Source organism: Streptomyces sp. CA-106110 (assembly GCF_050936285.1).
Lineage (GTDB): Bacteria > Actinomycetota > Actinomycetes > Streptomycetales > Streptomycetaceae > Streptomyces.
Genome location: NZ_JBNJNB010000001.1, coordinates 7,290,450 through 7,316,745 on the forward strand (window position 1 = coordinate 7,290,450; position 26,296 = coordinate 7,316,745).

The 26,296-nt window shown below is 69.7% G+C and carries 23 protein-coding genes and 1 riboswitch; of the genes, 16 read left to right on the plus strand and 7 right to left on the minus strand.

The features are described 5' to 3' along the window. The first annotated feature begins 239 nt into the window (after nucleotides 1-239). Complete coding sequence (locus ACQEXA_RS33685; RefSeq protein ID WP_433131906.1) at nucleotides 240-560, plus strand: hypothetical protein; 321 nt, start codon at nucleotides 240-242, stop codon at nucleotides 558-560. A gap of 468 nt (nucleotides 561-1,028) precedes the next feature. Here the strand turns inward: ACQEXA_RS33685 and ACQEXA_RS33690 are convergent, their stop codons facing one another. From ACQEXA_RS33690 to ACQEXA_RS33705, 4 genes are all read right to left on the minus strand, one after another. Then, nucleotides 1,029-1,538: a hypothetical protein gene (locus tag ACQEXA_RS33690; protein ID WP_432928530.1), complete on the minus strand. Its 510-nt coding sequence runs from the start codon at nucleotides 1,536-1,538 to the stop codon at nucleotides 1,029-1,031. Between the two features lie 240 nt (nucleotides 1,539-1,778). Beyond that, a complete protein-coding gene (locus ACQEXA_RS33695) occupies nucleotides 1,779-2,525 on the minus strand; it encodes a hypothetical protein (protein ID WP_432928528.1) in 747 nt (248 codons plus the stop codon). A 236-nt stretch (nucleotides 2,526-2,761) separates the two neighbouring features. Further along, complete coding sequence (locus tag ACQEXA_RS33700) at nucleotides 2,762-3,154, minus strand: hypothetical protein (RefSeq protein WP_432928525.1); 393 nt, start codon at nucleotides 3,152-3,154, stop codon at nucleotides 2,762-2,764. A gap of 54 nt (nucleotides 3,155-3,208) precedes the next feature. After that, complete coding sequence (locus ACQEXA_RS33705; protein WP_359406662.1) at nucleotides 3,209-3,652, minus strand: hypothetical protein; 444 nt, start codon at nucleotides 3,650-3,652, stop codon at nucleotides 3,209-3,211. A 268-nt stretch (nucleotides 3,653-3,920) separates the two neighbouring features. Here ACQEXA_RS33705 and ACQEXA_RS33710 point away from each other — a divergent pair, with 268 nt between their 5' ends. After that, nucleotides 3,921-4,880 (plus strand): hypothetical protein, encoded by a 960-nt coding sequence (locus ACQEXA_RS33710; protein WP_432928523.1) that lies wholly within the window; start codon nucleotides 3,921-3,923, stop codon nucleotides 4,878-4,880. Nucleotides 4,881-4,918: 38 nt separating this feature from the next. Next, nucleotides 4,919-6,661, plus strand: coding sequence for an insulinase family protein (locus tag ACQEXA_RS33715; RefSeq protein ID WP_432928521.1), 1,743 nt, complete (start codon nucleotides 4,919-4,921; stop codon nucleotides 6,659-6,661). Between the two features lie 32 nt (nucleotides 6,662-6,693). Here the strand turns inward: ACQEXA_RS33715 and ACQEXA_RS33720 are convergent, their stop codons facing one another. Both ACQEXA_RS33720 and ACQEXA_RS33725 read right to left on the minus strand, forming a co-directional pair. Beyond that, nucleotides 6,694-7,062, minus strand: a complete 369-nt coding sequence (locus tag ACQEXA_RS33720; RefSeq protein ID WP_432928520.1) for a hypothetical protein — start codon at nucleotides 7,060-7,062, stop codon at nucleotides 6,694-6,696. A 155-nt stretch (nucleotides 7,063-7,217) separates the two neighbouring features. Next, a complete protein-coding gene (locus tag ACQEXA_RS33725) occupies nucleotides 7,218-7,940 on the minus strand; it encodes a hypothetical protein (protein WP_432928518.1) in 723 nt (240 codons plus the stop codon). A 434-nt stretch (nucleotides 7,941-8,374) separates the two neighbouring features. On the opposite strand from ACQEXA_RS33725, the gene ACQEXA_RS33730 reads away from it, so the two are divergent. From ACQEXA_RS33730 to ACQEXA_RS33790, 13 genes are all read left to right on the plus strand, one after another. Continuing rightward, nucleotides 8,375-9,202 carry a glycoside hydrolase domain-containing protein gene (locus tag ACQEXA_RS33730; protein WP_432928516.1) on the plus strand — a complete coding sequence of 276 codons (828 nt, stop codon included), beginning with the start codon at nucleotides 8,375-8,377 and terminating at the stop codon, nucleotides 9,200-9,202. A gap of 395 nt (nucleotides 9,203-9,597) precedes the next feature. Further along, nucleotides 9,598-10,200 carry a hypothetical protein gene (locus tag ACQEXA_RS33735; RefSeq protein ID WP_432928514.1) on the plus strand — a complete coding sequence of 201 codons (603 nt, stop codon included), beginning with the start codon at nucleotides 9,598-9,600 and terminating at the stop codon, nucleotides 10,198-10,200. Between the two features lie 230 nt (nucleotides 10,201-10,430). Beyond that, the gene (locus tag ACQEXA_RS33740; RefSeq protein WP_432928512.1) at nucleotides 10,431-11,084 is read left to right on the plus strand and encodes a SurA N-terminal domain-containing protein; all 654 of its coding nucleotides are present in this window, start codon (nucleotides 10,431-10,433) and stop codon (nucleotides 11,082-11,084) included. Nucleotides 11,085-11,184: 100 nt separating this feature from the next. Next, nucleotides 11,185-12,192, plus strand: coding sequence for a nucleoside triphosphate pyrophosphohydrolase (locus ACQEXA_RS33745; protein WP_432928510.1), 1,008 nt, complete (start codon nucleotides 11,185-11,187; stop codon nucleotides 12,190-12,192). Between the two features lie 483 nt (nucleotides 12,193-12,675). Further along, complete coding sequence (locus tag ACQEXA_RS33750) at nucleotides 12,676-13,983, plus strand: cytochrome P450 family protein (protein ID WP_432928508.1); 1,308 nt, start codon at nucleotides 12,676-12,678, stop codon at nucleotides 13,981-13,983. Nucleotides 13,984-14,161: 178 nt separating this feature from the next. After that, complete coding sequence (locus ACQEXA_RS33755; protein ID WP_432928506.1) at nucleotides 14,162-15,124, plus strand: transglycosylase family protein; 963 nt, start codon at nucleotides 14,162-14,164, stop codon at nucleotides 15,122-15,124. 199 nt (nucleotides 15,125-15,323) lie between these two features. Next, a riboswitch (cyclic di-AMP (ydaO/yuaA leader) is annotated at nucleotides 15,324-15,489 on the plus strand. A gap of 4 nt (nucleotides 15,490-15,493) precedes the next feature. Beyond that, the gene (locus ACQEXA_RS33760; RefSeq protein WP_432928504.1) at nucleotides 15,494-16,174 is read left to right on the plus strand and encodes a transglycosylase family protein; all 681 of its coding nucleotides are present in this window, start codon (nucleotides 15,494-15,496) and stop codon (nucleotides 16,172-16,174) included. A gap of 310 nt (nucleotides 16,175-16,484) precedes the next feature. Then, entirely contained in the window at nucleotides 16,485-17,771 is a 1,287-nt protein-coding gene (gene eno / locus ACQEXA_RS33765; protein ID WP_359406678.1) for a phosphopyruvate hydratase, read from the plus strand. A gap of 99 nt (nucleotides 17,772-17,870) precedes the next feature. Next, a complete protein-coding gene (locus ACQEXA_RS33770; RefSeq protein WP_360997865.1) occupies nucleotides 17,871-18,341 on the plus strand; it encodes an FtsB family cell division protein in 471 nt (156 codons plus the stop codon). Nucleotides 18,342-18,614: 273 nt separating this feature from the next. Continuing rightward, complete coding sequence (locus tag ACQEXA_RS33775; RefSeq protein WP_432928502.1) at nucleotides 18,615-19,220, plus strand: DUF501 domain-containing protein; 606 nt, start codon at nucleotides 18,615-18,617, stop codon at nucleotides 19,218-19,220. Further along, nucleotides 19,217-20,158 carry an exopolyphosphatase gene (locus ACQEXA_RS33780; RefSeq protein ID WP_432928500.1) on the plus strand — a complete coding sequence of 314 codons (942 nt, stop codon included), beginning with the start codon at nucleotides 19,217-19,219 and terminating at the stop codon, nucleotides 20,156-20,158. The genes ACQEXA_RS33775 and ACQEXA_RS33780 overlap by 4 nt, the downstream gene beginning before the upstream one ends. Before the next feature lie 505 nt (nucleotides 20,159-20,663). Continuing rightward, nucleotides 20,664-22,046 (plus strand): NAD(P)/FAD-dependent oxidoreductase, encoded by a 1,383-nt coding sequence (locus tag ACQEXA_RS33785; RefSeq protein ID WP_359406617.1) that lies wholly within the window; start codon nucleotides 20,664-20,666, stop codon nucleotides 22,044-22,046. Between the two features lie 328 nt (nucleotides 22,047-22,374). Further along, nucleotides 22,375-23,670 carry a class I SAM-dependent methyltransferase gene (locus tag ACQEXA_RS33790; RefSeq protein ID WP_433131908.1) on the plus strand — a complete coding sequence of 432 codons (1,296 nt, stop codon included), beginning with the start codon at nucleotides 22,375-22,377 and terminating at the stop codon, nucleotides 23,668-23,670. 60 nt (nucleotides 23,671-23,730) lie between these two features. On the opposite strand, the gene ACQEXA_RS33795 is transcribed toward ACQEXA_RS33790, so the two are convergent. Further along, nucleotides 23,731-26,259 carry an ABC transporter permease gene (locus ACQEXA_RS33795; RefSeq protein ID WP_432928496.1) on the minus strand — a complete coding sequence of 843 codons (2,529 nt, stop codon included), beginning with the start codon at nucleotides 26,257-26,259 and terminating at the stop codon, nucleotides 23,731-23,733. Nucleotides 26,260-26,296 lie beyond the last annotated feature (37 nt).

Sequence of the window (26,296 nt, forward strand, 5' to 3'; positions counted from 1 at the left end):
GCCTTGACCTCGCCGGTTTTGTCGTAGTTTGGTCAACCTCGATACAACACCCGGCGAGGTCTTCTCGTCATCGAGGCCATCGCGCCAGGCCGCCGCTGCCGCTCCAGATTCCGCGCAGAACTTCAGGTCATCCGCTTAGCGGTTACACCCCCATCGGCAGCGTGCAGCGCATCGCGGGCAGGCAGGGCCACTCTGCGACCCTCACCCTGGTGTCGTACCACTCAGCGGATGCAGCTCGGGTGATCAACGAGCTTCGCACGGCCTTGAAGTCCTGCAAGGGGTACACGGCAGGCCCCATGAAGGCGACCTACGAAGACGTCGAAGCCACCAACGACCCACCGCAGGGTGACGGCGGGGTCGCCTTCCGGCTCAAGCTGACCATGGAACCCGGTGAGGACGGCCTGAAGGTCCCCATCAGCGTGATCGCCATACGTCATGGTTCCACGCTGGCGATCTACAAGACGGTTTCCGACTCTCCCGGAACGTCGGCGAGTATCCCGAGCGATCTTGTCGATGCGCAGTCGAAGGTGTTGGACGCCGCCGTTCACACCACTCCGTAATTTTGAGCAATCTGTGCCCGTTCCCGGGAAATCACAGCCGATAGCAGGAGGCACCGCGCAGAGCAACGGCCCCACGGTGGCGGTTAGGCAAGATGGAACCGTTGTGTCAAGTCCGTACGTTGCCGTCGTTACTGCTGACACCACCGCCTGACACCAACAGGCGTGGACAGCAGCGGTCAGCGCCGGACCTGGACGGACTACCGGCCGGGAGCTCCGGCCAGTTGGCCGACGTGGCGGAGCCCCCGTGATGGACCTGATAAGGATGAGGCCAGACCTCAAAATCTCGGGGCCGTAGGCCGCCTCCTCACGCCAGGGCCTGTGTCCGATCCTGTCCCTGGGAAACGGTGCAGCTGAGGGGCTCACATCGGGCCATTGCGGGCGGACCAAGAGCCAGCCCAATTTGCGGCCAGCGTACAGGCCCCGATCTCGCGCCCCATGGCAGCTCCAGCCCAAAGCCGCTACACCGACCTACGGGTCGTCCGCTCGTTCTCCGCTAGTTTCTGCCCCCTGGTCATCTGCGGGCCGGGGCGTTTGTACGTGGTCCATGGTGGTGCCATCAGGCTTCCGCCCGAAAGCGGCCGCAAGAACGGCGGGGAGGTCGGCCTCGGGGACTGCCGCGCGCACCTCCGCTAGGACGTGGGGAAAGTCATCATCATCGATGGCGCCCAGATACTCCCTGCGCAATTGGTGAATGGCCTCGACCAGCTCAGGCCGCAGCCGCATCCATGCGCGGGACCTGCGGATCTCCTCCTTGACCTGGCCCATGAACCAGCGCATGACCCCGTACGGGATGTCCAGGTGTCCCTCGTGGGGATTGAGGGACACCGTCGGCTCCCGTGCCGGATCTTCGTCGGGGACGATCGCAGTCACAAGGTTTCGTTGACCGGCGACGAGGTCCAGTTCCAAGTACCAGGCGTCATCGGGTACGGAGTACATCGCGGTGATGGCGTAATCACCGTCGGGGTGCGGGATAGGCAAGTCCGCATGCTGTCGCGCCCGTCCAGCAGCAAACCGGCCCCGGCCTCTCGTGCCACAACCGTGCCAGATCCAACGGGGGAGTCATGGGGAATCCAGGAGCTTGACGGTAGCTCAGACCAACTGCCGCCGAGGCTAGAATCCCGCAGGTCAACCACGATGCGGCCCAACCTCGCTCCTAAAGCGGTGCTCCGTCGACGTTACGTCCGCGTCATTGAGTCTGAGCGCTCCAACGTTCTGCGATCAGCTGACAGTGCCCAAGGCCTCTGCAAGGCAGATGTCCTGATCAGGCGAGAGGCCGAAGCCCCCGATACGCGGACTCCAGTTGCCCATGCAGCGCAGAACTCGACTGGGGCGGGGAGTTGCATTCCCACCACTGAGAGGCGAGGCGTCAGGCTCGTGGAAGTACCAGGGAGGAGCTTCCCAGAAAGGGTGGTCCAGCAACGCCTCGGCGAGAACCGTGCGTGTCTGCGGCGGAGCGCCAATGGCGTCCAGGGCACTCTCGACAACTTCGACGGCGTCCGGGGGTAGTGCCTCGTCGCCGAGAACGGGCAATAGGAGGAGCAGGCGAGCGTGCGGGGTGGTGACCCCGGGGCCCGTACCTGGATTCTGAGCAATGTGGACCAGTTCGCGCCAGGCGAGACCGGGGCCGGCGAAGTGGCCCTCGATGCTGCCGAGCGACCGTGGTCGGTCCCAGCTGGGGTGGGTCAAGTAGTAGTCGATCCCGCAGTCCTCGGGGAAGTTGCGATAGAGGATCAGAATCGTGTGTCCGCGCTGCAAGGGCAGCCGGAGGACTGGCCAGGCAGCCGGGTCAGTGAGAGTCCCGTAGGTCTCCTCGGTGTCCGCGCCGTCGACACCGAACCATCCGGGCTCAGGATCCACGTCCTCCCCTTCGGCAAGCCACAACAGGTGCGCGGGCCAGAAACCGGGAAGGCCGAGCCATTCCTCACTGACCGCAAGAGGGTCGTCCTCATATCCAGGGATCACCACGCCACCATCCTGACACCTCGCTACCTGCTTCCTGGGATGAGTGTCCAACGGCATGTCAGCGCCGACGAACAGCGGCGGACAAGCGCGGACGTCTGCGGACCGTCACAGCAGGTGAGGGACATACCAGCCGAGGTCCAGCGCCCAGCAAAGTTCGTTCGGGACGAAGAGGTCCAGGGTTCAAGGCTCGCGCAGCAAGCAGGCGCCATGCTGGCTGTGCGAGTCCGACGATGCTGCCGTCAGGCCAGCGCAGGCATGAAGCCACCGCGGGCGGTGCCCGATGACAGCAAGGCAGACCAATCGAACGCCTCGGGCAGTTGGTCCAAGGACAGGACGACTGCTCCGCCGGCCTGCTCAGCATCCGCGCACCAGTCGCCCATGCCGTTCGATGCCGTGCCACCGTGGGTGCCCCCGACCACTGGCGCAGCGAGAGCGGGGACAACGAGTCCGTGGTCCCCAGGTCCGTCTACGACGCACAGGGTGAGTCTAGGGACGATGGTCCACCCCTCGCACAAGGTCACCGCTCCGTCCGACGCGGTCAGCAGCGGCAGGGCATCGTGGACGGGCGCGTCGGCCAGCAGGAGCACGGGCGTGGCGCCACGGACGAACTGAGTGTTGTCAGGATCCAGCATCACGGGATCACTAAAGCACCCGTCGAGTGAGTCCAGGCGGCCTCCCCCACCCCCTCAGCGCGTCACCGGCAATCCCGAAGTGAACCGTGGCCCGTCCCCCCGGTGCTGGACCGGGAAAGTGACCTTCAGGCCCCGCTCCTGGCCGGCCAGGGTGAGGTAGGTGACGTACTGCAGGCCCAGGAATGCCTTCTTCGAGCCGCCCGCGGAGACGTACGGGCGCGGGAGGTTGATGACCAGCTTGCCGGGCTTTCCGCCGCGGTTTCCGTCGAAGAAGAGCAGGCGCTGGTTGGTCAGGACTATGTACAGCGGCCGGGGCGTGACCGTGGCCATCACCGTGCCCGCGCTGAGGACGCCGACCAGGGCCGCGGTGAGCGCCTGCCTGCGGACGGAGACCGAGCCGACGCCCGCCAAGGTGGTGAGCTCCACCTGCTCGCCCTGGAGCAGCAAGGGGGCTGCACCCTCCAGCAGTTGCCTGGTGCGGCGGGCGTTGAGGGCCATGGAGGACTCCGGGTCAGAGCAGGAACGGTGGAGTGCGCGCGCAGGTCGGCTCAGCGATGTGCCGGAGGGGCCGATTGACGAGGCGTCAGTGAACAGCCACGACCAGTTGGGCGCGCCGATGGAGACGGGCGGACGTTATGGAAGCCCGGTGAACGCGAGTTGGCCGGTGGGTAGGGGGATGGTCAAGCCGAAGTCGTCTTTTTGCCGTGCCGGGCTCGGCGCTCCCCGGAGAATCGCGTTGTCACAGGCCTCGCCTAATATCCGCCGCATGTCGCTCGCTTCCGCCTCCGCCCTGCCGCCTCCCGACTTCGAGGTCGCTTCCGCCTTCCCCGAAGTCGGCTGGTTGCGGCAGGCCGCGGCTGCGTATGACTGGCCTGCCATACACCGCTACGTCGACGGGCTCCCGCAGGGCACCGACCGGGCCTTCGTCGTCGGCGTGCTGGCCGAGGTCCCAAGTGTCGAACACGCGCTGCGCGAGCTGGTCGCTGCTGCCCCGGACGATGTGTTCGCCCTCACCGTCCTCGGCGCCCGCGAGGTCCAGATCGGCTGGGGGATCAGGACCGGGGCGCGTGCCAAGAACGTGAGCCGGGAGCAGTTCGCCGCGTTCCACGCACATTTGCGGGAGGCCGAGAGGCTGCTCATACGGGCCACTGCCCTGGACCCGTCCTACGATGCGGCCTGGTCCGAGCGTCTGAACACCGCCCGGGGACTTCAGCTGGGACAGAACGAGGCGCGGCGCCGGTACGCCCGGCTGGCGGCGTACCACCCCCACCACTTCACCGGCCAGGCCCGCCTGCTCCAGCAGGTGTGCCCCAAGTGGAGCGGGAGCTGGGAGGCGGCGCACGGATTCGCCCGGGAGTGCATGCTGGGGGCGCCGGAAGGGGCTCTGAACGGCGGCCTGGTGGCCGAGGCGCACGTGGAGCACTGGCTCGACCTGGGCTCCGAGCCAAGCCGCGGTGAGTACCTGCGCCAGCCCCATGTCCAGGCCGAGCTCGTCGAGGCGGCTGAACGGTCCGTACTGCACCCGCGGTTCCGCCGCCCATACGGCTGGGTCATCGTCGAAGGATGCTTCGCTGCGCTGTTCTCGCTGATCGGGGACACGGCACGGGCCGCCGCCTGCTTCCGCGCGCTCGGCAACCTCGCCTCCGAGTACCCCTGGGCCTACTTCGGTGGCGACGCCGCGGCGGCCTACGTCAAACACCGCGACACCGCCCTCGCCCGAGGCTGACCGACCATGCCCACGAACACGCCGAACAGAGGCCGAAGATGAACCCCCAGGCAGCCATCCACCTCACCGAGGTCGACGGCATACCCACCCTCTTCGCGTACGCCACAGGGCCGGTGCGCGCCGGGCTCGTCTTCCGTGTCGGCGTCGCGGACGAGACGCTCGGCCGGGCCGGTGTCACGCACCTTGTCGAGCACCTCGCCCTGCACCGTCAGGGTCTGGCCGACTACCACTTCAACGGGGCGACCAAGGGGGCCTTCACCCACTTCCACGTGGAGGGCGCCGAGTACGAGGTCGTCGCCTATCTCCAGGGTGTCTGCGCCTCCCTCACCGACCTGCCCATGGAGCGACTGGAGACCGAGAGGGAGATCCTGCGCACCGAGGAGTCCCGGCGCGATGTCGGCCAACTCCCGTTGTGGCGCTACGGGGCCCAGGGCTACGGCCTGGTCAGCTACCCGGAGTGGGGCGTGCGGAACCTGCGCCCGGACGACATACGGTACTGGGCGCAGACCTGGTTCACGCAGGGCAACGCCGCGCTGTGGATCGCCGGTGAACGCCTGCCGGCTGGGCTCACGCTCAAACTGCCCGCCGGTCCGCGTCGCCCCATGCCCGCCGTCACCTCCGCCCTGCCCGTCACGCCCGCCTACTTCTCCGACGGCAAGGGCGGTGTCCTGCTCGATGCTGTCATCGCCGACACGACCGCTGCCCGGCTGTACGCGGGCGTCCTGGAGCGCGAACTCACCCGCGCCCTGCGCCAGGAGGGCGGCTACTCCTATACGGCGGCCACCGACTACGCCTCCCGCCGTGACGGCTTCGCTCTGGTGACGGCCTTCGCCGACGCCCTGCCCGCCAAGCAGGACGCGGTGCTCGGTGGCTTCATCGACGTCCTCGCCGGGATGCAGGTGGGCCGGATCGGGCAGGCCGGCCTCGAGGCGGTGCGCACGCGAGCCGACGGCGCGTTGACCGCAGCCGACGCGGCCGCACGACGGCTGCCCGGAGCGGCGGAGGACCTGCTCGCCGGGCGGCCGCCGCGCAGCCTGGACGAACTGCGGTCAGAATTGTGGGCGGTGACGCCGGGTCATCTCCATGCGGTGGCACTGGAGGCCGCCGGGACGGCCCTGATGCAGGTGCCCGGGGGGCACAGTGCGGACTGGGCGGGGTACACGGAGGCCCCTACGAGTTCGCCGTACGCGGTGACCGGGCGGCGGTTCGACTCGGTGCGCAAAGACGGCCCGGCGCTGGTGGTGGGGGACGAGGGCGTGAGCCTGACGGTCCGGGTCAAGGACGGCTCGGAGAGCGCGGCGACCGTTCTGTACAGTGCCTGCGCCGCGATGCTGAGCTGGCCCGACGGCGGGCGGCGGCTCGTCGGGACCGACGGCATTGTCGTCGATGTGGAGCCGGGCCTGTACGGCGTCGACGCGCACACGATGGCGGCCATCGACGCGGCCGTGCCGCAGACCGCTGTGGTATGGCTGCCGCCCCGGCAGCAGCCGCCGCAATCGGAAGCGGTCGTCATGCTCGGAGAGAACGGCGGGACCGGCACCGGGACGTCCGCCCGCCCCGCCCCCACCCGGCGGACGGGACGGCAGACTGCGGCACTCGTCGTCTTCGGCGTCCTCGGCGGCCTCTGCGCCTTTCTGGCCCTTGCGTTCACAGTGTTCGGCGCCGGCGATCCGGAGACGAGCACCGGCGAGTGGGCCGCCATCGCGGGCTTCCTGTGGGGCGTCACCGCCCTGCTGGTCTGGCCCGCCGTACGGATCCTGCGGCGCACTCGCCGGATGTGAGTCGCGCTGGGACGGGCACGGAGCGGTGGCCTCTACCGCAGGTACGGATTCCCGTGCAGTGGCTGAGGCCCCTGCGGCACCCCGTACGCCACCGGGCCCTTCGGTGTCCGCTTGTCGAACAGGGCGAACAGCAGCATCCCCGTCGCCGTCAGCAGGGTCAGCACCACCGCCGCGCCCAGGACGGGATCGCCCGCACCCTCGCTCCGGGCGCCCGCCCACGGCAGGGTCACCACCTCGTAGAGCACGAACGACGCGAAGGCGCCCCAGTCCGACCGCCGCCCGCGGCGGATCGCCACGTACAGGAACGGCACCCACACCAGCAGGCCCAGCGTTCCCCAGACGAGGACCGACCAGGCGATCCGCTGGAACCAGCCGGCCTCCGCACGCTTCTCCCTCTGCATCCCCAACCCCCCACGGCCACGACGCCCGCCCATGTGCCGCCGAGGAGGCGGAGAGAGCGCAGGGGGCAAGGCTAGAGCAGTGGCGCCCGCCCGCGGGAGGCGGACGGGCGCAAGGGGGGCCGGGGTGTGCGGCGGTATCAGGAAGTCCGGGCGGCTCAGGCCGTCTTCTGCAAGGCCCCCACGATCTGCTGCGTCAGCTTCTTCGCCGTCGCCGTACCGTTGTCGTGCCCGTCCGTCGACATCACGGTCACGACGTTCGTGCCGACGCGGGCCGCGATGAGCGTGGTGCCGTTCGTCCAGGCGCTGTCGGTGAGCGTGACGGTGTAGGCGGCGTCACCGAGGCCGGACGCCGTCCGACCGGTCACCTTCACCTTCGAGTGGGTCTGGTCGTCGGTGAACGCCGCGCAGGCGGAGGCCACTTGCTCCAGGCCCTTCAGGACCGTCGCCGCGGTCGTCCCGCGGAACGTGTCGACTTCCTGCGCGATGTCCTCGGAGGTGTTCTTGTCGACATAGTCGTTCTGCGCGAAGGACACGCCCGAGAGGCCGGTGACGGCGATCCAGCTGGTGCCGTTCAGCTTGGTGCAGTCCGGCTTCGACGACGCGGGTGCGGACGACGGCTCCACGTACGTGCTGCCGGAGTCCCGGGCGCCGCTCGGGTCCACGGCGAAGCCCGTGGCGAAGAACGACGCCGGTGCCAGGGCCTTCTTGAGCTGCGTGCCCGTCAGCAGACCCGCGTTGGGGTCCTTGCTCGCCATCTGCTTCGGCTTCGCCGCATCTGCGGAGGAGTCGGACGAGCCGGAGGCGCAGGCCGTCAGGGCCAGGGCCAAGGGGAGTGCGGTGAGAACGAGTGCCTTGACGGCACGCGACGGGGTGCGCATGGAGTCCTTCTGGAGAGCTGGAGAGCTGGAGAGCCGAAGCAGCCCGGTCTGATGATGATCACCGGGCCTGACGGACCCTATGGGGCTCGATCGGTGCGCAGGTCATATACACGTCTACGGAAGATCAAGCGTTCGCCAAGTCCGGGCTGTGGAGGTGGTTCGCGGGGGCATCGTTCCCCGGGGCGGAAGTTTTTGCCGTGCCGTGAGGGATTCTTGTGGTGATCAAGGGGCCCCGTTTTCCGATTGCAAGGGTGCCGTCGGTTACCCTGCCATCCACTTCGGGCGCTCAAGTCCCGTGCGTACGCGTACGCTTCCGCTGTCTCCGGACTTTCGTGCGGGCGTCGCCGTACCGGGCCCGCACCGCTCCCGGGGATCTCAGGACTTTTCTTCCGGCGGACGCCGTGTGCGTGCCGCCTGTCTGAATCGGGGTGGGGATGGCCGGCCATCGGCAGTCGAAGAAGTTCAGGTACATCTCGTGGGCCGTGGCCGGTACCGCGGTGGTCGCGGGCGCCGGGATCGCGGCGCAGTCGTCGATGGCCGCCACGACCTGGCCCGCCCAGAAGACGTACACGGGCCGCGCATTCGACACCTGCACCGCGCCCTCGCTCTCCGCGATGAAGGCCTGGAAGGGCGGCCTGTACGGAGCGGCCGCCGTGTACGTCGGCGGCAAGAACCGCGGCTGCAGCCAGCCCAACCTCACCGCTTCCTGGGTGAAGTCGGTCAGCTCGCTCGGCTGGAAGCTCATCCCGATCTACGTCGGGGCCCAGCCGTCCTGCCAGACCGGCACCAACCCCGAGAAGATGACCGCCTCCAACGCCGCCTCCCTCGGCACGAGCGACGCCTCGGACGCGGTCGCCAAGGCGTCGGCGCTCGGCATGAAGGCCGGCAGCGCGATCTACCTCGACATGGAGCCGTACGACACCACCAACAAGGCGTGCAACGACGCGGTGCTGACGTACGTGCGCGCCTTCGACAAGCAGCTGCACGCCAAGACGTACCGCGCCGGCTTCTACGGCTTCACCAGCTCCAGCGCCAAGGCCATCGCCACCGCGACGAACAAGACCGACTTGCCGGGCAACCTCTGGTACGCCCTGTGGGACAAGCAGAACACCACCACCACGGACTGGCCCTGGGCTTCGTCCCAGTTCACCAACCACAGCCGCGCCCACCAGTACATGGTCAACAGCAAGGAGACGCGGAACGGCTACACGATCACCGTGGACCGTGACGCCTGGGACGCGCCCGTCGCCATCACGGGCTGACGGGCAGGGCCGGCACGAACGGCTGAGGGACGGGACACGAGCGTCGCCCCGATGCCCGGGAGGGCGGTGAGGCTGCTCCGGCCGTGCGCGGTGCGGGGCGGCGTCACGGCCCTTCCCCTGGACGGTCCGGGGCCGTTGTGTCGCGTCCCGTCGTTCCTGCCGGCCCCGCTGTGGGCCGGCGAGCGGACAGGCGGCCCTGGTGGGTGGTCGACCGCCCACGGGCCGCTGTTCGCGGCCGCTGTCCCACTGGTCTTGCCGGTCCCGCCGTCGGTGGCCCGCACCGTGGTGTACGCGCGGACGGTGTGACCCGGCGGCTTGGTCGTCGCTGAGGCGCGCGGGCGGCGACCGCAGAAAAGCAGAAGAGTAGGGAATCGGTGGTCAAACAGGTCAGGCAGGTGTCCCAGGCGCGGCCTGCGAAGGCGCCGCAGGAGGGGCGGCTCGCCGCCATGGGCCGTGCGGCGGCGACCTGGCTGGGTTCGCTGCGCCGGCGCACCATCGCGCTGGCGGCGGGGTCCGTGGCCGTCGTCGTCGCGGTCGCCGTGGCCGTCGCGCTCCTGTCCGGGCAGGATGACCGGCCACCGGTCCCGGACACCCGGGCCCGGCACTACAACGACGTCGACGCCTGCCTGCTCACCGACAAGAAGGGCATCACCGGGGAGACGGCCGCCACGGTCTGGCAGGGCATGCAGGACGCATCGCTCAAGACCCACGCGCGCGTCAGCTACACGTCGGTGGCCGGTGAACAGAGTGCGGCGAACGCGCGTCCCTACCTCAACGGTCTCCTCCAGGGTTCCTGCGACGTCCTCCTCGCCGTAGGCGGCCCCGAGATCACGGCTGCCGCGCAGACGGCCCCGCAGTACCGGAAGGTCGGGTTCGTGCTCGTCGGCACCGGGGGCGGTGAGAAGCCGGCTGCCAATGTGACCGGGATCGAGACCGGCGACACCCTGCGTGCCGATGTCGTCGGAGCGGTCGAGCGGGCGGTGGACGGGCCGTCCTGACCGGCCGGAGCGCGGACGCACTCGCCCGTTCGGAGCGGTGACTCACGCGCCCGGCCCGGAGGGGTGACGCACTCGCCCGGGGCGGAGGCGAGGACATACCCGCCGTGCCACGGTGCCCGAAGTCAGTTGGAATCGTTGGTTCGAATGGGTTGGCCAGAGCCTGGCCACTGCCTACCATCGATCATCGCAAGACTTTGTGCACCGCCGCACAATCTCCTCAGGAGGCCACCTTGCACCGCCGTCGCACCGCGATCGCCCTCACCGCCGCCCTGGCCGCGGCTCCCCTTCTCAGCGCGTGCGGCGGACCGGCCCACGCGGGTTCCGCGGCCGTCGTCGGAGGGCAGCGGATCACGGTCTCCCAGCTGGAGAGCCGGGTGAACGAGGTGCGTGCGGCCCAGCGCGCCGCCGCCACGGACGACGCCCAGTACCAGCAGGCGGTCGCCCAGACGAGCAGCCTGACCCGCGACACACTCCACAGTCTCGTTCTCGACCGGGTCCTGGACCGCGCGGCCAAGAACGCCGGCGTGAGCGTCAGCCGTAGCGAGGTCGAGCAGATGCGCTCGAGCCTGGAGCAGCAGGCGGGCGGCGCGAAGGCGTTGCAGTCGGCGTGGCTGCAGCAGTACGGGGTGGCACCCCGGCGTCTCGACGACAGCCTTCGTACGGAGGTCGAGGCGCAGAAGCTGGCCGCCGCGCTCGGTGCCGACATGAGCACGGCCGACGGCAAGACCGTGTTCTGGAAGGCCATGACCGAGGCGTCGAAGGAGCTCCACGTCGGCCTCAATCCGCGCTACGGCGCCTGGGATGTGCAGAAGAGCAGCCGGGTGGACGTGCCGACCCCCTGGGTCAAGGAGGTCACCGCGGCGGCGACGCAGCGGACGGCGTAGCGCGGGTGCGGTTCGGGGGGCGTCGGGTGCCGTGCCGAGGCCGTCGGACGGCCTGTGGACAAAGCCCGGGGACGTCAGTGGCGTGCGTTACGTTCGAAGGGTGAACGCAACCAGCCCTCGCGACGACGGTCCGCACGCGACCGATGCCCCCGACGCGGCCGTCGGCCGAATCGTCCTGCTCACCACCAGCCACCGGGTCGCGCCCGGGCTGTTGTCCTGGCCCGCCTGGCAGGCGCTGCGCGACGCCGACCGGGTGCTGTGTGCGGACGGTGCGCACCCCCAGCTGCCCTATCTGCGTGAGGCGGGCATAGCGGTCGAGGAGGCCGCCCCGACCGCGCAGGAGTTGGTCGACGCCTGCGCCGGAGGGCACACGGTGGCCGTCGTGGCGACCGGCGAAGGCGAGCCGCAGCTCACCGACGGCCTGGCCCGGCTTGCGGGTTCGGGCCGGGTGCGGATGCCCGAGCTGGAGCTGCTCCCCGCGTCGTACGACCTGCCCGGCGCTCGTCTTCTCGACCTCGTCCAGGTCATGGACCGCATCCGCGCCGAGTGCCCCTGGTCCTCGCAGCAGACTCACGAGGGCCTGGCCAAGTACGGCATCGAGGAAGCGTACGAACTGGTCGAGGCGATCGAGGCGGGCGACCGCGACGAGTTGCGCGAGGAACTGGGCGACGTCCTGCTCCAGGTCGTCTTCCACTCCCGGATAGCCGAGGAGGACCAGGACGCGCCGTTCTCCATCGACGATGTGGCGGGCGGCATCGTGGCCAAGCTGATCCACCGCCACCCGCACGTCTTCGGCGACGAGACCGCGACGACGCCGGAGGAGGTCAAGGAGCACTGGCTGCGCACCAAGGCGATCGAAAAGCGGCGCACATCGGTGACGGAGGGCGTTCCGCTCGGCCAGCCGGGTCTGGCCCTGGCGGCCAAGCTGTCGTCCCGCGCCCGCACAGCGGGCCTCGACGTCCCGCTTCCGCAGGGCGAGGGCATCGGCTACGAACTCCTCGCGATGGCGACGCGAGCGGAGTCGGAGGGCGTGGACCCGGAGGCAGCACTACGAGCGGCGGCCCGCGTGTACCGGGATGCGATCCGGGGAGTGGAGAGCGACGACTGAGGGGTCGCTGACGCGGGTCCGGGGCGGAGGCGGCTAGGGGACCGGGGGCTCTCCGGTACACGGTTCTTGGGGGCGTGCCTGGGCCGGGTCCATGTTGATGCCGGCACGGGGCTGTGCTGCTGCCAGGCGTGCGGATTACGGAGCGGGCGTGTCCGGGTCCATGGCGGCATGACGGCGGTGGTGCCGCCTGGTGTGCGGTTCCCGGGGCGGGCCTCTGCGCCGGTCCGTGGTCGGTGCCGGCATGACGGCGGTGGTGCTGTCCGGTGTGCGGTTCCCGGGGCGGGCCTCTGCGCCGGTCCGTGGTCGGTGCCGGCATGACGGCGGTGGTGCTGGCAGGTTCGCGCATCCGGGGCGCGGCCCGGCGTCGGGCCCGCGCCTGGATCGGTCAAAGCCGCAGCAAGGCGACGCGGGCAGCCGCACCGGGCGCAAGGCCGTCGGGAAGGGCCCCGACGCGTGGCTCGGTCTGCCGGATACCGTCGAAGTGTGACCAGCCCGTCCCATCCCCAGCCCCCGGCGCCCGAACTCTTCACCTGGGAGTTCGCCGCCGACCCCTACCCCGCCTACGCCTGGCTCCGCGAGCACGCCCCCGTGCACCGGACGAAACTGCCGAGCGGGGTGGAGGCCTGGCTGGTCACCCGGTACGCCGATGCCAAGCAGGCCCTCGCCGACCAGCGGCTCAGCAAGAACCCGGCGCACCACGACGAACCCGCGCACGCCAAGGGCAAGACCGGCATCCCCGGCGAGCGCAAGGCCGAGCTCATGACGCACCTGCTCAACATCGATCCACCGGACCACACGCGGCTGCGGCGGCTCGTCTCCAAGGCCTTCACCCCCCGCCGCGTCGCCGAGTTCGCCCCCCGGGTGCAGGAGCTGACCGACCAGCTCATCGACCGCTTCGCGGAACGCGGCTCCGCCGATCTCATCCATGAGTTCGCCTTCCCGCTCCCCATCTACGCCATCTGCGACATGCTCGGCGTCCCCCGCGAGGACCAGAACGACTTCCGGGACTGGGCCGGGATGATGATCCGGCACGGCGGGGGACCCCGGGGCGGGGTCGCCCGGTCCGTCAAGAAGATGCGCGGCTATCTCGCCGACCTCATCCACCGCAAGCGTGAAGCCCTGCCCGATGCGCCCGGCCCCGGTGAGGACCTCATCTCCGGGCTCATCCGCGCCTCCGACCACGGCGAGCATCTCACCGAGAACGAGGCCGCCGCCATGGCCTTCATCCTGCTCTTCGCCGGGTTCGAGACAACGGTCAATCTGATCGGCAACGGGACGTACGCCCTCCTCACCCACCCCGAGCAGCGGGCCCGGCTGCAGGCCTCCCTCGCCCGCGGGGAACGCGGGCTGCTCGAGACGGGGGTCGAGGAACTCCTCCGCTACGACGGCCCGGTCGAGCTGGCCACCTGGCGGTTCGCCACCCAGCCGCTCACCGTCGGCGGGCAGGACATCGCCCCCGGCGATCCGGTGCTCGTCGTGCTGGCGGCCGCCGACCGGGACCCGGAGCGGTTCGCCGATCCCGATGTGCTCGACCTCTCCCGTCGCGACAACCAGCATCTGGGATACGGCCACGGCATCCACTACTGCCTCGGCGCCCCCCTCGCCCGCCTCGAGGGACAGACCGCTCTCGCCACGCTCCTCACCCGGCTGCCCGACCTGGAACTCGGGGCGGACCCGGTCGACTTGCGCTGGCGCGGCGGGCTCATCATGCGGGGATTGCGCACTTTGCCCGTAAAGTTCGCGACGGATCGTGATGTGCGGCAGCGGTCCGGCGCCGATTCCGGGGGATGACGCGGCGATCCCGCGGGCGGTCCCGGAAAGGTGACATGTGCTCAACTCTGTGATCTTCACGTGATCTGCGCTGCATTAACTTGTGACAAGTGATCGCCTGGCGCTACCTTCACGCAGCAGCGCGACGATTCGCCTCAACCGTCGCGCCGGTCCCTGCTGTCGTGTGAAAGGCAAGCGCATGCTCTCCGGGAACGGCCGTCACCGTCGCCCCCGCCAGGCTCCGGCTCTCCTTGTTGCGGCAGGGGTGACCGGTTCGGCGATCGCGATCCCACTGCTGGGCGCCACCGGTGCGAGCGCGGCCTCCGGTACCACCTGGGACCGGGTCGCGGAGTGTGCGAGCGGAGGCTCCTGGAGCGCGGACACCGGCAACGGCCGCTACGGCGGGCTCCAGTTGACGCAGCAGGACTGGGACGAGTACGGCGGCCTCGACTACGCCCCCAGGGCCGACCAGGCGAGCCGCTCCCAGCAGATCGCCGTCGCCGAGAGGATCCTCGACGACCAGGGCGTCTCCGTCTGGTCCGCCTGCGGTCTGGTCGCCGGCCTGAGTGAGGACTCGGCCTCCGCGCACGTCGACACCGGCCTCGCGGGCGAATCTTCCGACGGCGGGTCCTCCTCCGACTACGGCATTGACTCCGGACTGTCCGAGTCGTCCGGATCGACCACTTCGAGGCACTCATCGCCTTCTTCGTCCGCCTCCTCCTCTTCGTCGCCTTCCTCCGGGGGGAGTGAGAAGTCCTTCAAGGGTGCTTCCCGATCGGCGGGGTCTCAGGGTGACGGCGACGCGTCCACTGAAACGACGAAGAGCGACGAGTCGGACAAGTCCGGGCAGAGCGACACCTCTTCGAGGGCCGGTCGTCATCGCGGGAGCAGCGCCGACGAGAGTGCGGCGGGTGACCGTGCGGGCGACTCGGCCGCCCGGCATGCTTCGCGCGGCTCCAGCGCCGGGCGCGACGCCGCCGACGGCTCGTACACCGTCCGGCCCGGGGACAATCTGACGGCCATCGCCGACTCCCTTGACCTGAAGGGCGGATGGGCCACGTTGTACGACGCGAACAAGAAGACGGTCGGCGCCGACCCGGACCTCATTCTCCCCGGTCAGAACCTTGAGATCGGTACCGAGCCCGACGCTGGGCAGCAGTGAACTGCCTTGCCGTTCCAGGGGACTTCATGCCCTGGTTCGTGGCGAATGTCTGGTTTGGCGAGAGTGAGATATGAGTCTCATAAGCCCTGATCGTCTTTGAAATTCCGCGGATCGACTGCTTACGGTCGTGTCCGCTCGCCACAGCGGGCCCCCACGGTCGCAACGCCGAATCCTGCCAGCGGCCGTGTGGGAACAGTCGACGCGTCAAGCGCCGTAGGCAGGAGCGGGGGACCCAAGGTAAGCGCCGCGCCCGGACATTGACCGGGACGGCTCGGGGTGAAGCCGCGCACCACGTCGTGCGCGGCCGGGCAACTCAACCGGCCCGAACCCGACAGCTCACCTCGCAGGCGTCGGTGAGGGGATCGAACCATGCTGTGTTCCGGCAAGGGCAAGCACCGCCGCCCGTCCAAGGCCACTCGCGCCGTCACGCTCGCCGGTGTCACCGGCGCCGCCATAGCCGCTCCGCTGCTCGCGGCCGGCAACGCCTCGGCCGCCACCTCGGCCGAGTGGGACGCCGTCGCCCAGTGCGAGTCCGGCGGCAACTGGGCCATCAACACCGGCAACGGTTTCTACGGTGGCCTGCAGTTCACGAACTCCACCTGGGCCGCCTACGGTGGCACCGCCTACGCCGCGCGTGCGGACCTGGCCAGCAAGGCTCAGCAGATCGCCGTCGCCGAGAAGGTCCTCGCAGGCCAGGGCAAGGGTGCCTGGCCGGTGTGCGGCAAGGGTCTGTCGAGCGCCCCCTACAACGGCGCCGCGGCCTCCACGAACAAGTCCGCGAAGAGCACCACGACCACTCGCTCGACCGGTGAGCAGACGGCCAACCGCTCCGCGCAGCGCCCGGCTCCCCAGAAGACGGTCACCACCCCGACCGGCCAGAAGGTCAAGAAGGGCGACGGCGAGTACAAGGTCGTCAAGGGTGACAGCCTCAGCTTGATCGCCGCGAAGCACCACGTCCAGGGCGGCTGGAAGAAGCTGTTCCAGCTGAACAAGGACATCGTCAAGGACGCCGACCTCATCTACCCGGGTCAGCAGCTGCACCTGAAGTGACAGCTGCCGGGCAGCCGGCTCACAGGGTCCCCCCAGACGTGACCTCCATGGTGGGGGTCGCGTGAGATCCACCCCCGTCCCCACGGGCTCCCCGCTCCGGTGCGTGTTCCCCCGTACGCACCGGAGCGGGGCCTTTTTGCCTGCGCGCCGTGCGATTTTCACCGGGCTTTCCTCTCCTTCTTTGTTCCGAGTAGGAACAATGTGTACCGTCACCCTGTCCTGGACGGTCGGTCGGCTGGCCGCCCACCCGGGACGGATAGGCTCTAGTCGCAAGGTGCCCCGCACTCTCAGCGTCACATCCATGAAGGAGATGCTCGTGCCGTCCATCGACGTCGTCGTAGCCCGGGAAATCCTGGACTCCCGCGGCAACCCCACGGTCGAGGTCGAGGTTGGCCTCGACGACGGCAGCACGGGTCGTGCCGCCGTCCCGTCCGGCGCCTCCACCGGTGCCTTCGAGGCCATCGAGCTCCGCGACGGTGACCCCAACCGCTACCAGGGCAAGGGCGTCGAGAAGGCCGTCCTCGCCGTCATCGAGCAGATCGGCCCGGAGCTCGTCGGCTACGACGCCACCGAGCAGCGCCTGATCGACCAGGCGATGTTCGACCTGGACGCCACCGACAACAAGGGCTCGCTCGGCGCCAACGCCATCCTCGGCGTCTCCCTCGCCGTCGCCCACGCCGCCTCCGAGGCGAGCGACCTCCCGCTCTTCCGCTACCTGGGCGGCCCGAACGCGCACCTGCTGCCGGTGCCGATGATGAACATCCTGAACGGCGGCTCGCACGCCGACTCCAACGTGGACATCCAGGAGTTCATGATCGCCCCGATCGGCGCGGAGTCCTTCTCGGAGGCCCTGCGCTGGGGCGCCGAGGTCTACCACACCCTCAAGAAGGTGCTGAAGACCAAGGGCCTGTCCACCGGTCTCGGTGACGAGGGCGGCTTCGCCCCGAACCTCGGCTCCAACCGCGAGGCCCTCGACCTCATCCTCGAGGCCGTCAAGCAGGCCGGGTACGTCCCCGGCGAGCAGATCGCCCTGGCTCTCGACGTCGCCGCCTCCGAGTTCTACAAGGACGGCAAGTACCTCTTCGAGGGCAAGGAGCGCTCCGCCGCCGAGATGACGGAGTACTACGAGGAGCTCGTCGCGGCCTACCCGCTCGTCTCCATCGAGGACCCGCTGTTCGAGGACGACTGGGCCGGCTGGAAGGTCATCACCGACAAGCTCGGCGACAAGGTCCAGCTGGTCGGCGACGACCTGTTCGTCACCAACCCCGAGCGCCTCGCCCGCGGCATCGAGGAGGGCACCGCCAACGCCCTGCTCGTGAAGGTGAACCAGATCGGCTCGCTGACCGAGACCCTGGACGCCGTCGAGCTGGCCCAGCGCAGCGGCTTCAAGTGCATGATGTCGCACCGCTCCGGCGAGACCGAGGACGTCACCATCGCCGACCTGGCCGTCGCCACCAACTGCGGCCAGATCAAGACCGGCGCCCCGGCCCGCTCCGAGCGCGTCGCCAAGTACAACCAGCTGCTGCGCATCGAGGAGATCCTGGACGACGCCGCGGTGTACGCCGGCCGCAGCGCCTTCCCGCGCTTCAAGGGCTGAGTGCGCTGACAACGCCTTAGCCGGTCGTCCGTACGTCCCCGTACCCGGTCCCGTACCGTGTGCGGGGACGTACGCACGTATGAAGGGGAGGCGGGAGACATGGCCGGGAAGGACGGCGACCGGTTCTCCACCGCGACCAGGCTGCGGCTGCTCGGGGAGCAGACGGCGGCCCGGGTCTACCGCTCCCAGACCAAGCGGCAGGCGCGGCGCTCCCGGCTCACCGGCCGGGCCGCGCTGCTCGCCCTCGTACTGTGCTCGCTGGTCCTGGCGCTGGCCTACCCGATAAGGCAGTACGTCTCCCAGCGCGCCGAGATCGCCGACCTGGAGCGGCAGCAGGCGCAGGCCCGTGAGCGGGTCGAGCAGCTGCGCGACCTCAAGGCCCGCTGGCAGGACGACGCCTACGCGGAGCAGCAGATCCGGCTGCGGCTGCACTATGTGATGCCCGGGGAGACCGGTTACATCGTGATCGACCCGGACGCCGCCAAGCGGGCACGCGCGGACCGTGCGATGGCGGCGCGCCCCTGGTACGTGAACATCTGGGACGGGGTCGACAAGGCCGACAAGCCGTGAACGGCGGCGGCGCGCCGAACCCTCCGGTGGGAGAACCGCCGATGCGCCCTGCACGGCTGAGCCAGCCTCCTCGACTTGGCATCCTGGACGGCAGAGCGGACGTGAACCGATGGACCGTCGTGAACCGATGGACAGGTGAAGCGCCGTCCCGACCCGCGCCGGAGAGCGACCGCGACCGACGAGCCGACCATGAACCCGAGAGCCGCTGCGCCCGTTGACCCAGTGACCGGACGAACCAGCGCACCGATGAGAAAGACAGTCTGAAAGACAGCCATGGACATGCCCCCGCCGCCCACCCCGCGCACCGAGCCCACGGACGCGGACGTCGAGGCCATCAAGCAGCAGCTCGGGCGCTCCCCGCGCGGGCTGCGCGCGATCGCGCACCGGTGCCCGTGCGGACAGCCCGACGTCGTGGAGACGGCGCCGCGCCTCCCCGACGGCACACCCTTCCCGACGACGTACTACCTGACGTGCCCGCGCGCCGCCTCCGCGATCGGCACGCTGGAGGCGAACGGCGTCATGAAGGAGATGACGGAGCGCCTGGCCACCGATCCCGAACTGGCGGCCGCGTACCGCGCCGCGCACGAGGACTACATCGCCCGCCGTGACGCCATCGAGGTCCTGGAGGGCTTCCCGAGCGCAGGCGGCATGCCGGACCGGGTGAAGTGCCTGCACGTGCTCGTGGCGCACTCCCTGGTCGCGGGACCGGGCGTCAATCCGCTGGGCGACGAGGCGATCGCGATGCTGCCCGAGTGGTGGCGCAAGGGCTCGTGCGTGACGCCGGCGGGCGCGCCGTCCGGTGACGAGGGAGACGTGGAGACGTCGGGCACCGGCTGGTTCGCCGCCAAGCCCGTCGAAGATGAGGAGGACGAGAAGTGACACGCGTCGCCGCCGTCGACTGCGGTACGAACTCCATCCGGCTCCTGGTCGCGGACGCGGACCCGGCCACCGGCGAACTCCGCGAACTGGACCGACGGATGACCATCGTCCGGCTCGGGCAGGGCGTGGACCGGACCGGACGGCTCGCACCCGAGGCCCTGGAGCGCACGTTCGCCGCCTGCCGGGAGTACGCCGAGGTCATCAAGGAGTACGGCGCCGAGCGCGTCCGATTCGTGGCCACGTCCGCTTCCCGCGACGCCGAGAACCGGGACGAGTTCGTCCAGGGCGTACTGGGGATCCTCGGTGTCGAGCCCGAGGTGATCTCCGGCGACCAGGAGGCGGACTTCTCCTTCACCGGCGCGACCAAGGAACTCGTGGGACGTGAGGACCTGGCCAAGCCCTTCCTGGTGGTGGACATCGGCGGCGGTTCCACGGAGTTCGTCGTCGGCGAGGAGCATGCGCGTGCCGCGCGGTCGGTCGACATCGGCTGCGTGCGGATGACGGAGCGTCACCTCGTGCGGGACGGCGCCGTCACCGACCCCCCGACGGAGGATCAGATCGCCGCCATACGGTCCGACATCGAGGCCGCGCTGGACCTGGTGGAGAAGACGGTGCCGCTCGCCGAGGCGCGGACACTCGTCGGACTCGCCGGTTCGGTCACCACCGTCGCGGCGATCGCCCTCGACCTGACGGAGTACGACTCCACGAGGATCCACCACTCCCGGATCTCCCATGACCAGGTCCGGGAGATCACCGAGCGGCTGCTGAGGTCCACGCATGCCGAGCGCGCGGCGATCCCCTCCATGCACCCGGGCCGTGTGGATGTGATCGGCGCAGGCGCCCTCGTACTGCTCGCGATCATGGAGCGGATCGGAGCCGCCGAGGTCGTGGTCAGCGAGCACGACATCCTCGATGGAATCGCCTGGTCCCTCGCATGACCGCGAGCGCCCCGCCGTGCGGGGCGAAGCGGGCGGCCGACGGGTTCTGACGTGTGCTCAGGAGGGGCGCGCGGCGACCTTTTCTACTCGTCGGTAGCCTCTCCTGAGCGAGTTCGATAACGTATGAGCGCACCCGAAGGGGCCTCCGGGGCCCCTCGGCGAAATGCGGGCCAGAAACTTCGTGAAGTTCTTCACAAGGAAATCACCCCTGCTGGGCGGCGTTTTGGGTCCATGGGGCCATACGGGGGACCAATGGGCCCTTGCGGAGTGGTTTCGCGGGTGTCCCCGGGGGTGCGCGGAGGCCCGGTGACGGACCCCCGCAGAGACCCGTCGAAGGCCTTGACGGGCAGCTCACTCAGCCTTGACAACGGTCGGCCCTACACCGTGGTTCCGGGGTGGCGCCATGACCTCCGTCACGCGAGCGGCAGAGTGTAGCAGACACCTCGCACAAGCTTGTGAAGGGGCGCACGAGCGACCCCCTGGGGGCGGGTGGATACTCGATGCCATGAGCACCACGGAGCGTCCCAGGATCCTCGTAGTAGGCGGTGGGTACGTAGGCCTGTACGCAGCTCGTCGCATTCTCAAGAAGATGCGCTACGGCGAGGCGACCGTCACGGTCGTCGACCCGCGCTCGTACATGACCTACCAGCCCTTCCTCCCCGAAGCCGCCGCCGGCAGCATCTCCCCCCGGCACGTCGTCGTCCCGCTGCGACGCGTGCTGCCGAAGGCGGAGGTCCTCACCGGCCGGGTCACCACCATCGACCAGGACCGCAAGGTCGCCACGATCGCCCCGCTCGTCGGCGAGGCGTACGAGCTGCCCTTCGACTACCTCGTCATCGCGCTCGGCGCGGTCTCCCGCACCTTCCCGATCCCCGGCCTCGCCGAGCAGGGCATCGGCATGAAGGGCATCGAGGAGTCCATCGGCCTGCGCAACCACGTCCTCGAGCAGCTCGACAAGGCCGACTCCACGACCGACGAGGAGATCCGCCGCAAGGCGCTCACCTTCGTCTTCATCGGCGGTGGCTTCGCCGGCGCCGAGACCATCGGTGAGGTCGAGGACATGGCCCGCGACGCGGCCAAGTACTACCGGAACGTGTCCCGCGAGGACATGCGCTTCATCCTGGTCGACGCCGCCGACAAGATCCTGCCCGAGGTCGGTCCCAAGCTCGGCCAGTACGGCAAGCAGCACCTCGAGGGCCGCGGCGTGGAGGTTTACCTCTCCACCTCCATGGAGTCCTGCGTCGACGGCCACGTGGTGCTGAAGAACGGCCTCGAGGTCGACTCCAACACCATCGTGTGGACCGCAGGCGTCAAGCCGAACCCGGCGCTCGCCCGCTTCGGTCTGCCGCTCGGCCCGCGCGGTCACGTGGACACCGCGGCCACGCTCCAGGTGCAGGGCACTGACTACATCTGGGCTGCCGGCGACAACGCGCAGGTGCCGGACCTCGTCGGCCGCAAGGCGGGCAACGAGAACGCCTGGTGCCCGCCGAACGCGCAGCACGCGCTGCGTCAGGCCAAGGTGCTCGGCGACAACGTGGTCTCCGGTATGCGGGGCTTCCCGCAGAAGGACTACAGCCACGCGAACAAGGGCGCGGTGGCGGGCCTCGGCCTCCACAAGGGCGTCGCGATGATCGTCATGGGTAAGATGAAGATCAAGCTCAAGGGCCGTCTCGCCTGGTACATGCACCGCGGCTACCACGGCCTGGCGATGCCGACCTGGAACCGGAAGATCCGGATCTTCGCGGACTGGACGCTCGGCATGTTCCTCAAGCGCGAGGTCGTCTCGCTCGGTGCGATCGAGTCGCCGCGCGAGGAGTTCTACGAGGCCGCCAAGCCGGCGCCGGTCGCCGCGGCGAGCAAGCCCGAGGAGAAGGCCAAGGCCTCCTGACCCCGGGTCACACGGCAACACCCGAAGGGGCCGCCCGCCATCCGTGGTGCGGGCGGCCCCTTCGGCGTCGCCGGAGCAGCCCCGTCCGTGGCGGCGGTGCGCGGCCCAGGAGACCGCGGCCGGACTGTGTCCGCGGCGGCGGCGCACGGCCGTGAGACCCGGTCGGCGGCGCCCGCGCCGTGCGCAGCCGACAGCCGGAAGGGCCCCGGCACTTGGCCCACACGGGCATTTTGCCCAGCTGTAACGCCAACGGGGGACTGCTTTGCGGCCCCGCAAGTGTTTACGTGGTGTTGGACATTCCGGGATCCCCGTCACGGAGGTGTGCACCATGGCCGACACCGCGCCGCGGTTGATGAGCCTCGTCGAACAGTTGCTGGGAGTTCCTGTCCCGGTGCGCATTCGCGCCTGGGACGGTTCGGAGGCCGGCCCGCCCGGGGCTCCGGCCCTCGTGGTGCGCAACCGCCGCGCTCTGCGCCGTCTGCTGTGGAAACCGGGAGAGCTGGGTCTGGCCCGGGCCTGGGTCGCCGGGGACCTGGGTGTCGACGGCGATCTGTACACCGCCCTCGACCTCATGTCCGGCCTGATCTGGGACCGCGGGGAGGACGCCCGCTCCCTCGCCCGGGCCGTGCGCGACCCGGAGGTCCGCGCCGCCGCCGGCGGCCTCGCCAAGCTGGCCGGCTTCCTCCCGCCGCCCCCGCCGCCCCGCGAGGAGGTCCGCAAGGCCCGCGGCCATCTGCACACCCGGCGCAGCGACAAGCGAGCGATCAGCCACCACTACGACGTCGGGAACGACTTCTACGAGATCGTCCTCGGCCCGTCCATGGTGTATTCCTGCGCCTACTGGGCCGCGCCCGACGGCACCCTCGAGGACGCCCAGCGCGACAAGCTGGAACTGGTCTGCCACAAGCTCGGTCTGAAGCCCGGTCAGCGTCTTCTCGACGTGGGCTGCGGCTGGGGTTCCATGGCCCTGCACGCCGCCCGCGAGTACGGGGTGAGCGTCGTCGGTGTCACCCTCTCCCAGGAGCAGGCCATGTACGCCCGAAAGCGGGTCGCCGACGAGGGCCTCTCTGATCTCGTCGAGATCCGGGTCCAGGACTACCGCGATGTGGTCGACGGCCCCTACGACGCGATCTCCTCCATCGGGATGGCCGAACATGTGGGCGCGGAGCGGTATCTGGAGTACGCCAGCGACCTGTACGCCCTGCTGAAGCCCGGCGGGCGGCTGCTCAACCACCAGATCGCACGGCGGCCCCGACGGGACGAGTCGTCGTACTCCGTCGACGCGTTCATCGACGCGTACGTCTTCCCGGACGGCGAACTCGCCCCCATCGGCACCACCGTGACCCAGCTGGAGCGCGCCGGGTTCGAGGTCCGCGACGTGGAGTCCCTGCGCGCGCACTACGCCCTCACCCTGCGCCGCTGGGTCGCCAACCTGGAGGCCGAGTGGGCGCAGGCACAGCGGCTGACCAGCCCCGGGCGCGCCCGCGTCTGGCGGTTGTACATGGCCGCGTCAGCGCTCGCGTTCGAACGCAACCGCATCGGCGTCAACCAGGTCCTCGCGGTACGGACCCCGGAGTCGGGTGCCTCCGGGCTGCCGCTCCGTGCCCGCGCCTGGCAGGAGTGAGCCTCGCCCGTACGACGAAGGCCCCGTTCCGCCGAGGAACGGGGCCTTCGTCCGCTGCGGCTACTCCGACTTGATCGCCGTCAGCATGTTCAGGCGGGCCGCGCGCCGGGCCGGCCACAGTGCGGCCAGCACACCGACCGCTGCGGCGAGAAGGAGGAAGAGGGCCATCCGGGCCCAGGGCAGGACCAGTTCGTAGGTCGCCAGCTTGGTGCCGAGCAGTTCACCGGCCGCCCAGCCGAAGAACACGCCCAGACCGATGCCGAGCACACCGCCGAAGAGCGAGATGACCAGGGACTCCAGGCGGACCATCCGCTTGATGCCCTTGCGGTCCAGGCCGATCGCGCGGAGCATCCCGATCTCCTGCGAGCGCTCGAAGACCGACATCGCCAGGGTGTTGATGACACCGAGGACGGCGACGATCACGGCCATGGCCAGCAGTCCGTAGAGCATGTTCAGCATCAGGGTGAACACCTGACCGATGCTGTCGGAGATGTCCTTCTTGTCCTGGACCTTGATCGCGGGGTTGTCGCCGAGCGCCTTCACCAGGGTGTCCTTGGCCGAGGCGGTGGCGCCTCCCGACGTCTTGACCATGACCTGCATGTCGGACGGGTCGCTCTGGTGCGGGGCGAGCGTCGCGGTGTCCAGCATGATGCCGCGCATCATCTCGGTGCTCTGGTAGATGCCGGCGACGGTCAGCTGCTGCCTCTTCCCGTCCTCGTAGGAGACCGTGAACCGGGAGCCCGCCGTCCAGTGGTGGGACTTCGCGGTGTTGTCGTCGACCACGACCCGGGTCCCGCCGACCTCGAAGGCACCGTGGTCGAGCGTCAGATCGGTCAGCTTGCCGATGGTGGCGCCGTCGACGCCGGTCAGGAACTCGGTCTTGCCGTCGATGCGCGAGGGCGCGTTGCGGAGCGGGCTGGTCGCGGTGACGCCGTCGGTCGACTTCAGCGTCTTCTCGACGTCGGGCGAGAGCTCGTTGCCGTTCGCCATCGAGACCACGTAGTCCGCCTTGAGCGCGGAGGACGCCATCTTGTCGATCGCGTTCTGGAGGCTGCCCGCCATCACCGTCAGGCCGGTGATCAGGGTGAGACCGATCATCAGGGCGGAGGCGGTGGCCGCCGTACGGCGCGGGTTGCGCACCGAGTTCTGCCGGGCCAGCTTCCCGGCTACCCCGAAGACCCGCATGAGGGGCGCGGCGGCCGCGATCAGCGGGCGGGACAGCAGCGGAGTGAGGACGAAGACGCCGATCACGAGGAGCGCCGCACCGAGGCCCATCGGGGCCTGCCCGTCCGAGCTGTTCAGGGTGGTGGCGTACAGAACCGTGGCGACGCCGGCCGAAGCGAACAGGGCGCCGAACGTGTTGCGCAGGACCAGGGATTTGGTGGTCGCCTTCGCGTGGACGCTGCTCATCGCGGCGACCGGCGGGATCTTCGCGGCACGGCGCCCGGGCAGCCAGGCGGCGAGCATCGTGATCAGGATGCCGACGGCGAGGGCGGTGGCGACGGTGCCCGGGCTGATGACGAGCGGGCCGTCCGGAACGCTGCCGCCGAGCCCGCCGACCAGCGAGCGCAGCCCCGCACCGATACCGACGCCGGCCACCAGACCCGTGACGGCCGCGACGGCGCCGACCACGAACGCCTCGATGAGCACGGAACGCGTGACCTGCCGGCGGGACGCACCGACCGCGCGCACCAGCGCGAGCTCCTTGGTGCGCTGGGCGACCAGCATGGTGAAGGTGTTGGCGATGATGAACGTGCCGACGAACAGCGCGATGCCCGCGAAGACCAGCAGGGCGGTGCGCATGCTGCTCGTCGCTTGGGAGATCCGCTGGGCCTGGTCGTCGGCCAGCTGCCGGCCGGTGGTGGTGGAGGCGGTGTCCTTGGGGACGATCTCGTCGAGCGCGTTGCGCAGCGCGATCTGAGTGGTGCCGGGGGCGGCCTTCACATCGATCTCGTCGTACGAGCCGTCTTTGTGGAACAGGTGCTGGGCGGTGGCCGTGTCGAAGAGGGCGAGGCTGCCGCCGGCGGCGACATTGCCGTCGTCGGTGGTGAAGATGCCCGTGATCCTCGGCGTCAGGACGGGGCCGTCGATCGACAGCCGTACGGTGTCGCCGACCTTGTACCCGGCGCGCCTGGCGGTCTCGGAGTCGATGAGGACCTCGCTCTGCCCCTTCGGGGCGTGCCCGCTGGCGATCGGATACCGAGGGTCCTCGGTCCCCCAGTAGTTCCCGCCCTGGGACTGGAAGCCGCCGCCGATGAGCTTGCCGTCCTTGTCGGCGATGGCGGTGAAGCCGCCGACGACACCGATGGCAGTGCCGGCGCCCGGCGCCTTGGCGGCCTTGTCGAGGAGGGCCTGCGTCAGCTTGGGCTCCTTGCCGACCTTGTCGCCGGTGTCCGCGCGGCCCTCCGGCTGGATGGCCACGTCGACCTGGTCGAAGCCCTTGGCCGAGCTCTTCTGGTAGGCGTCCGAGATGGTGTTGGTGAACACCAGGGTGCCCGACACGAACGCCACGCCGAGCATCACGGCGAGCACGGTCATGAGCAGCCTGGCCTTGTGCGCGAGCACGTTGCGCAGGGCGGTACGGAACATTTCTCTCTGTCCAGGGCTGGGGTACGGATGGGGCCGG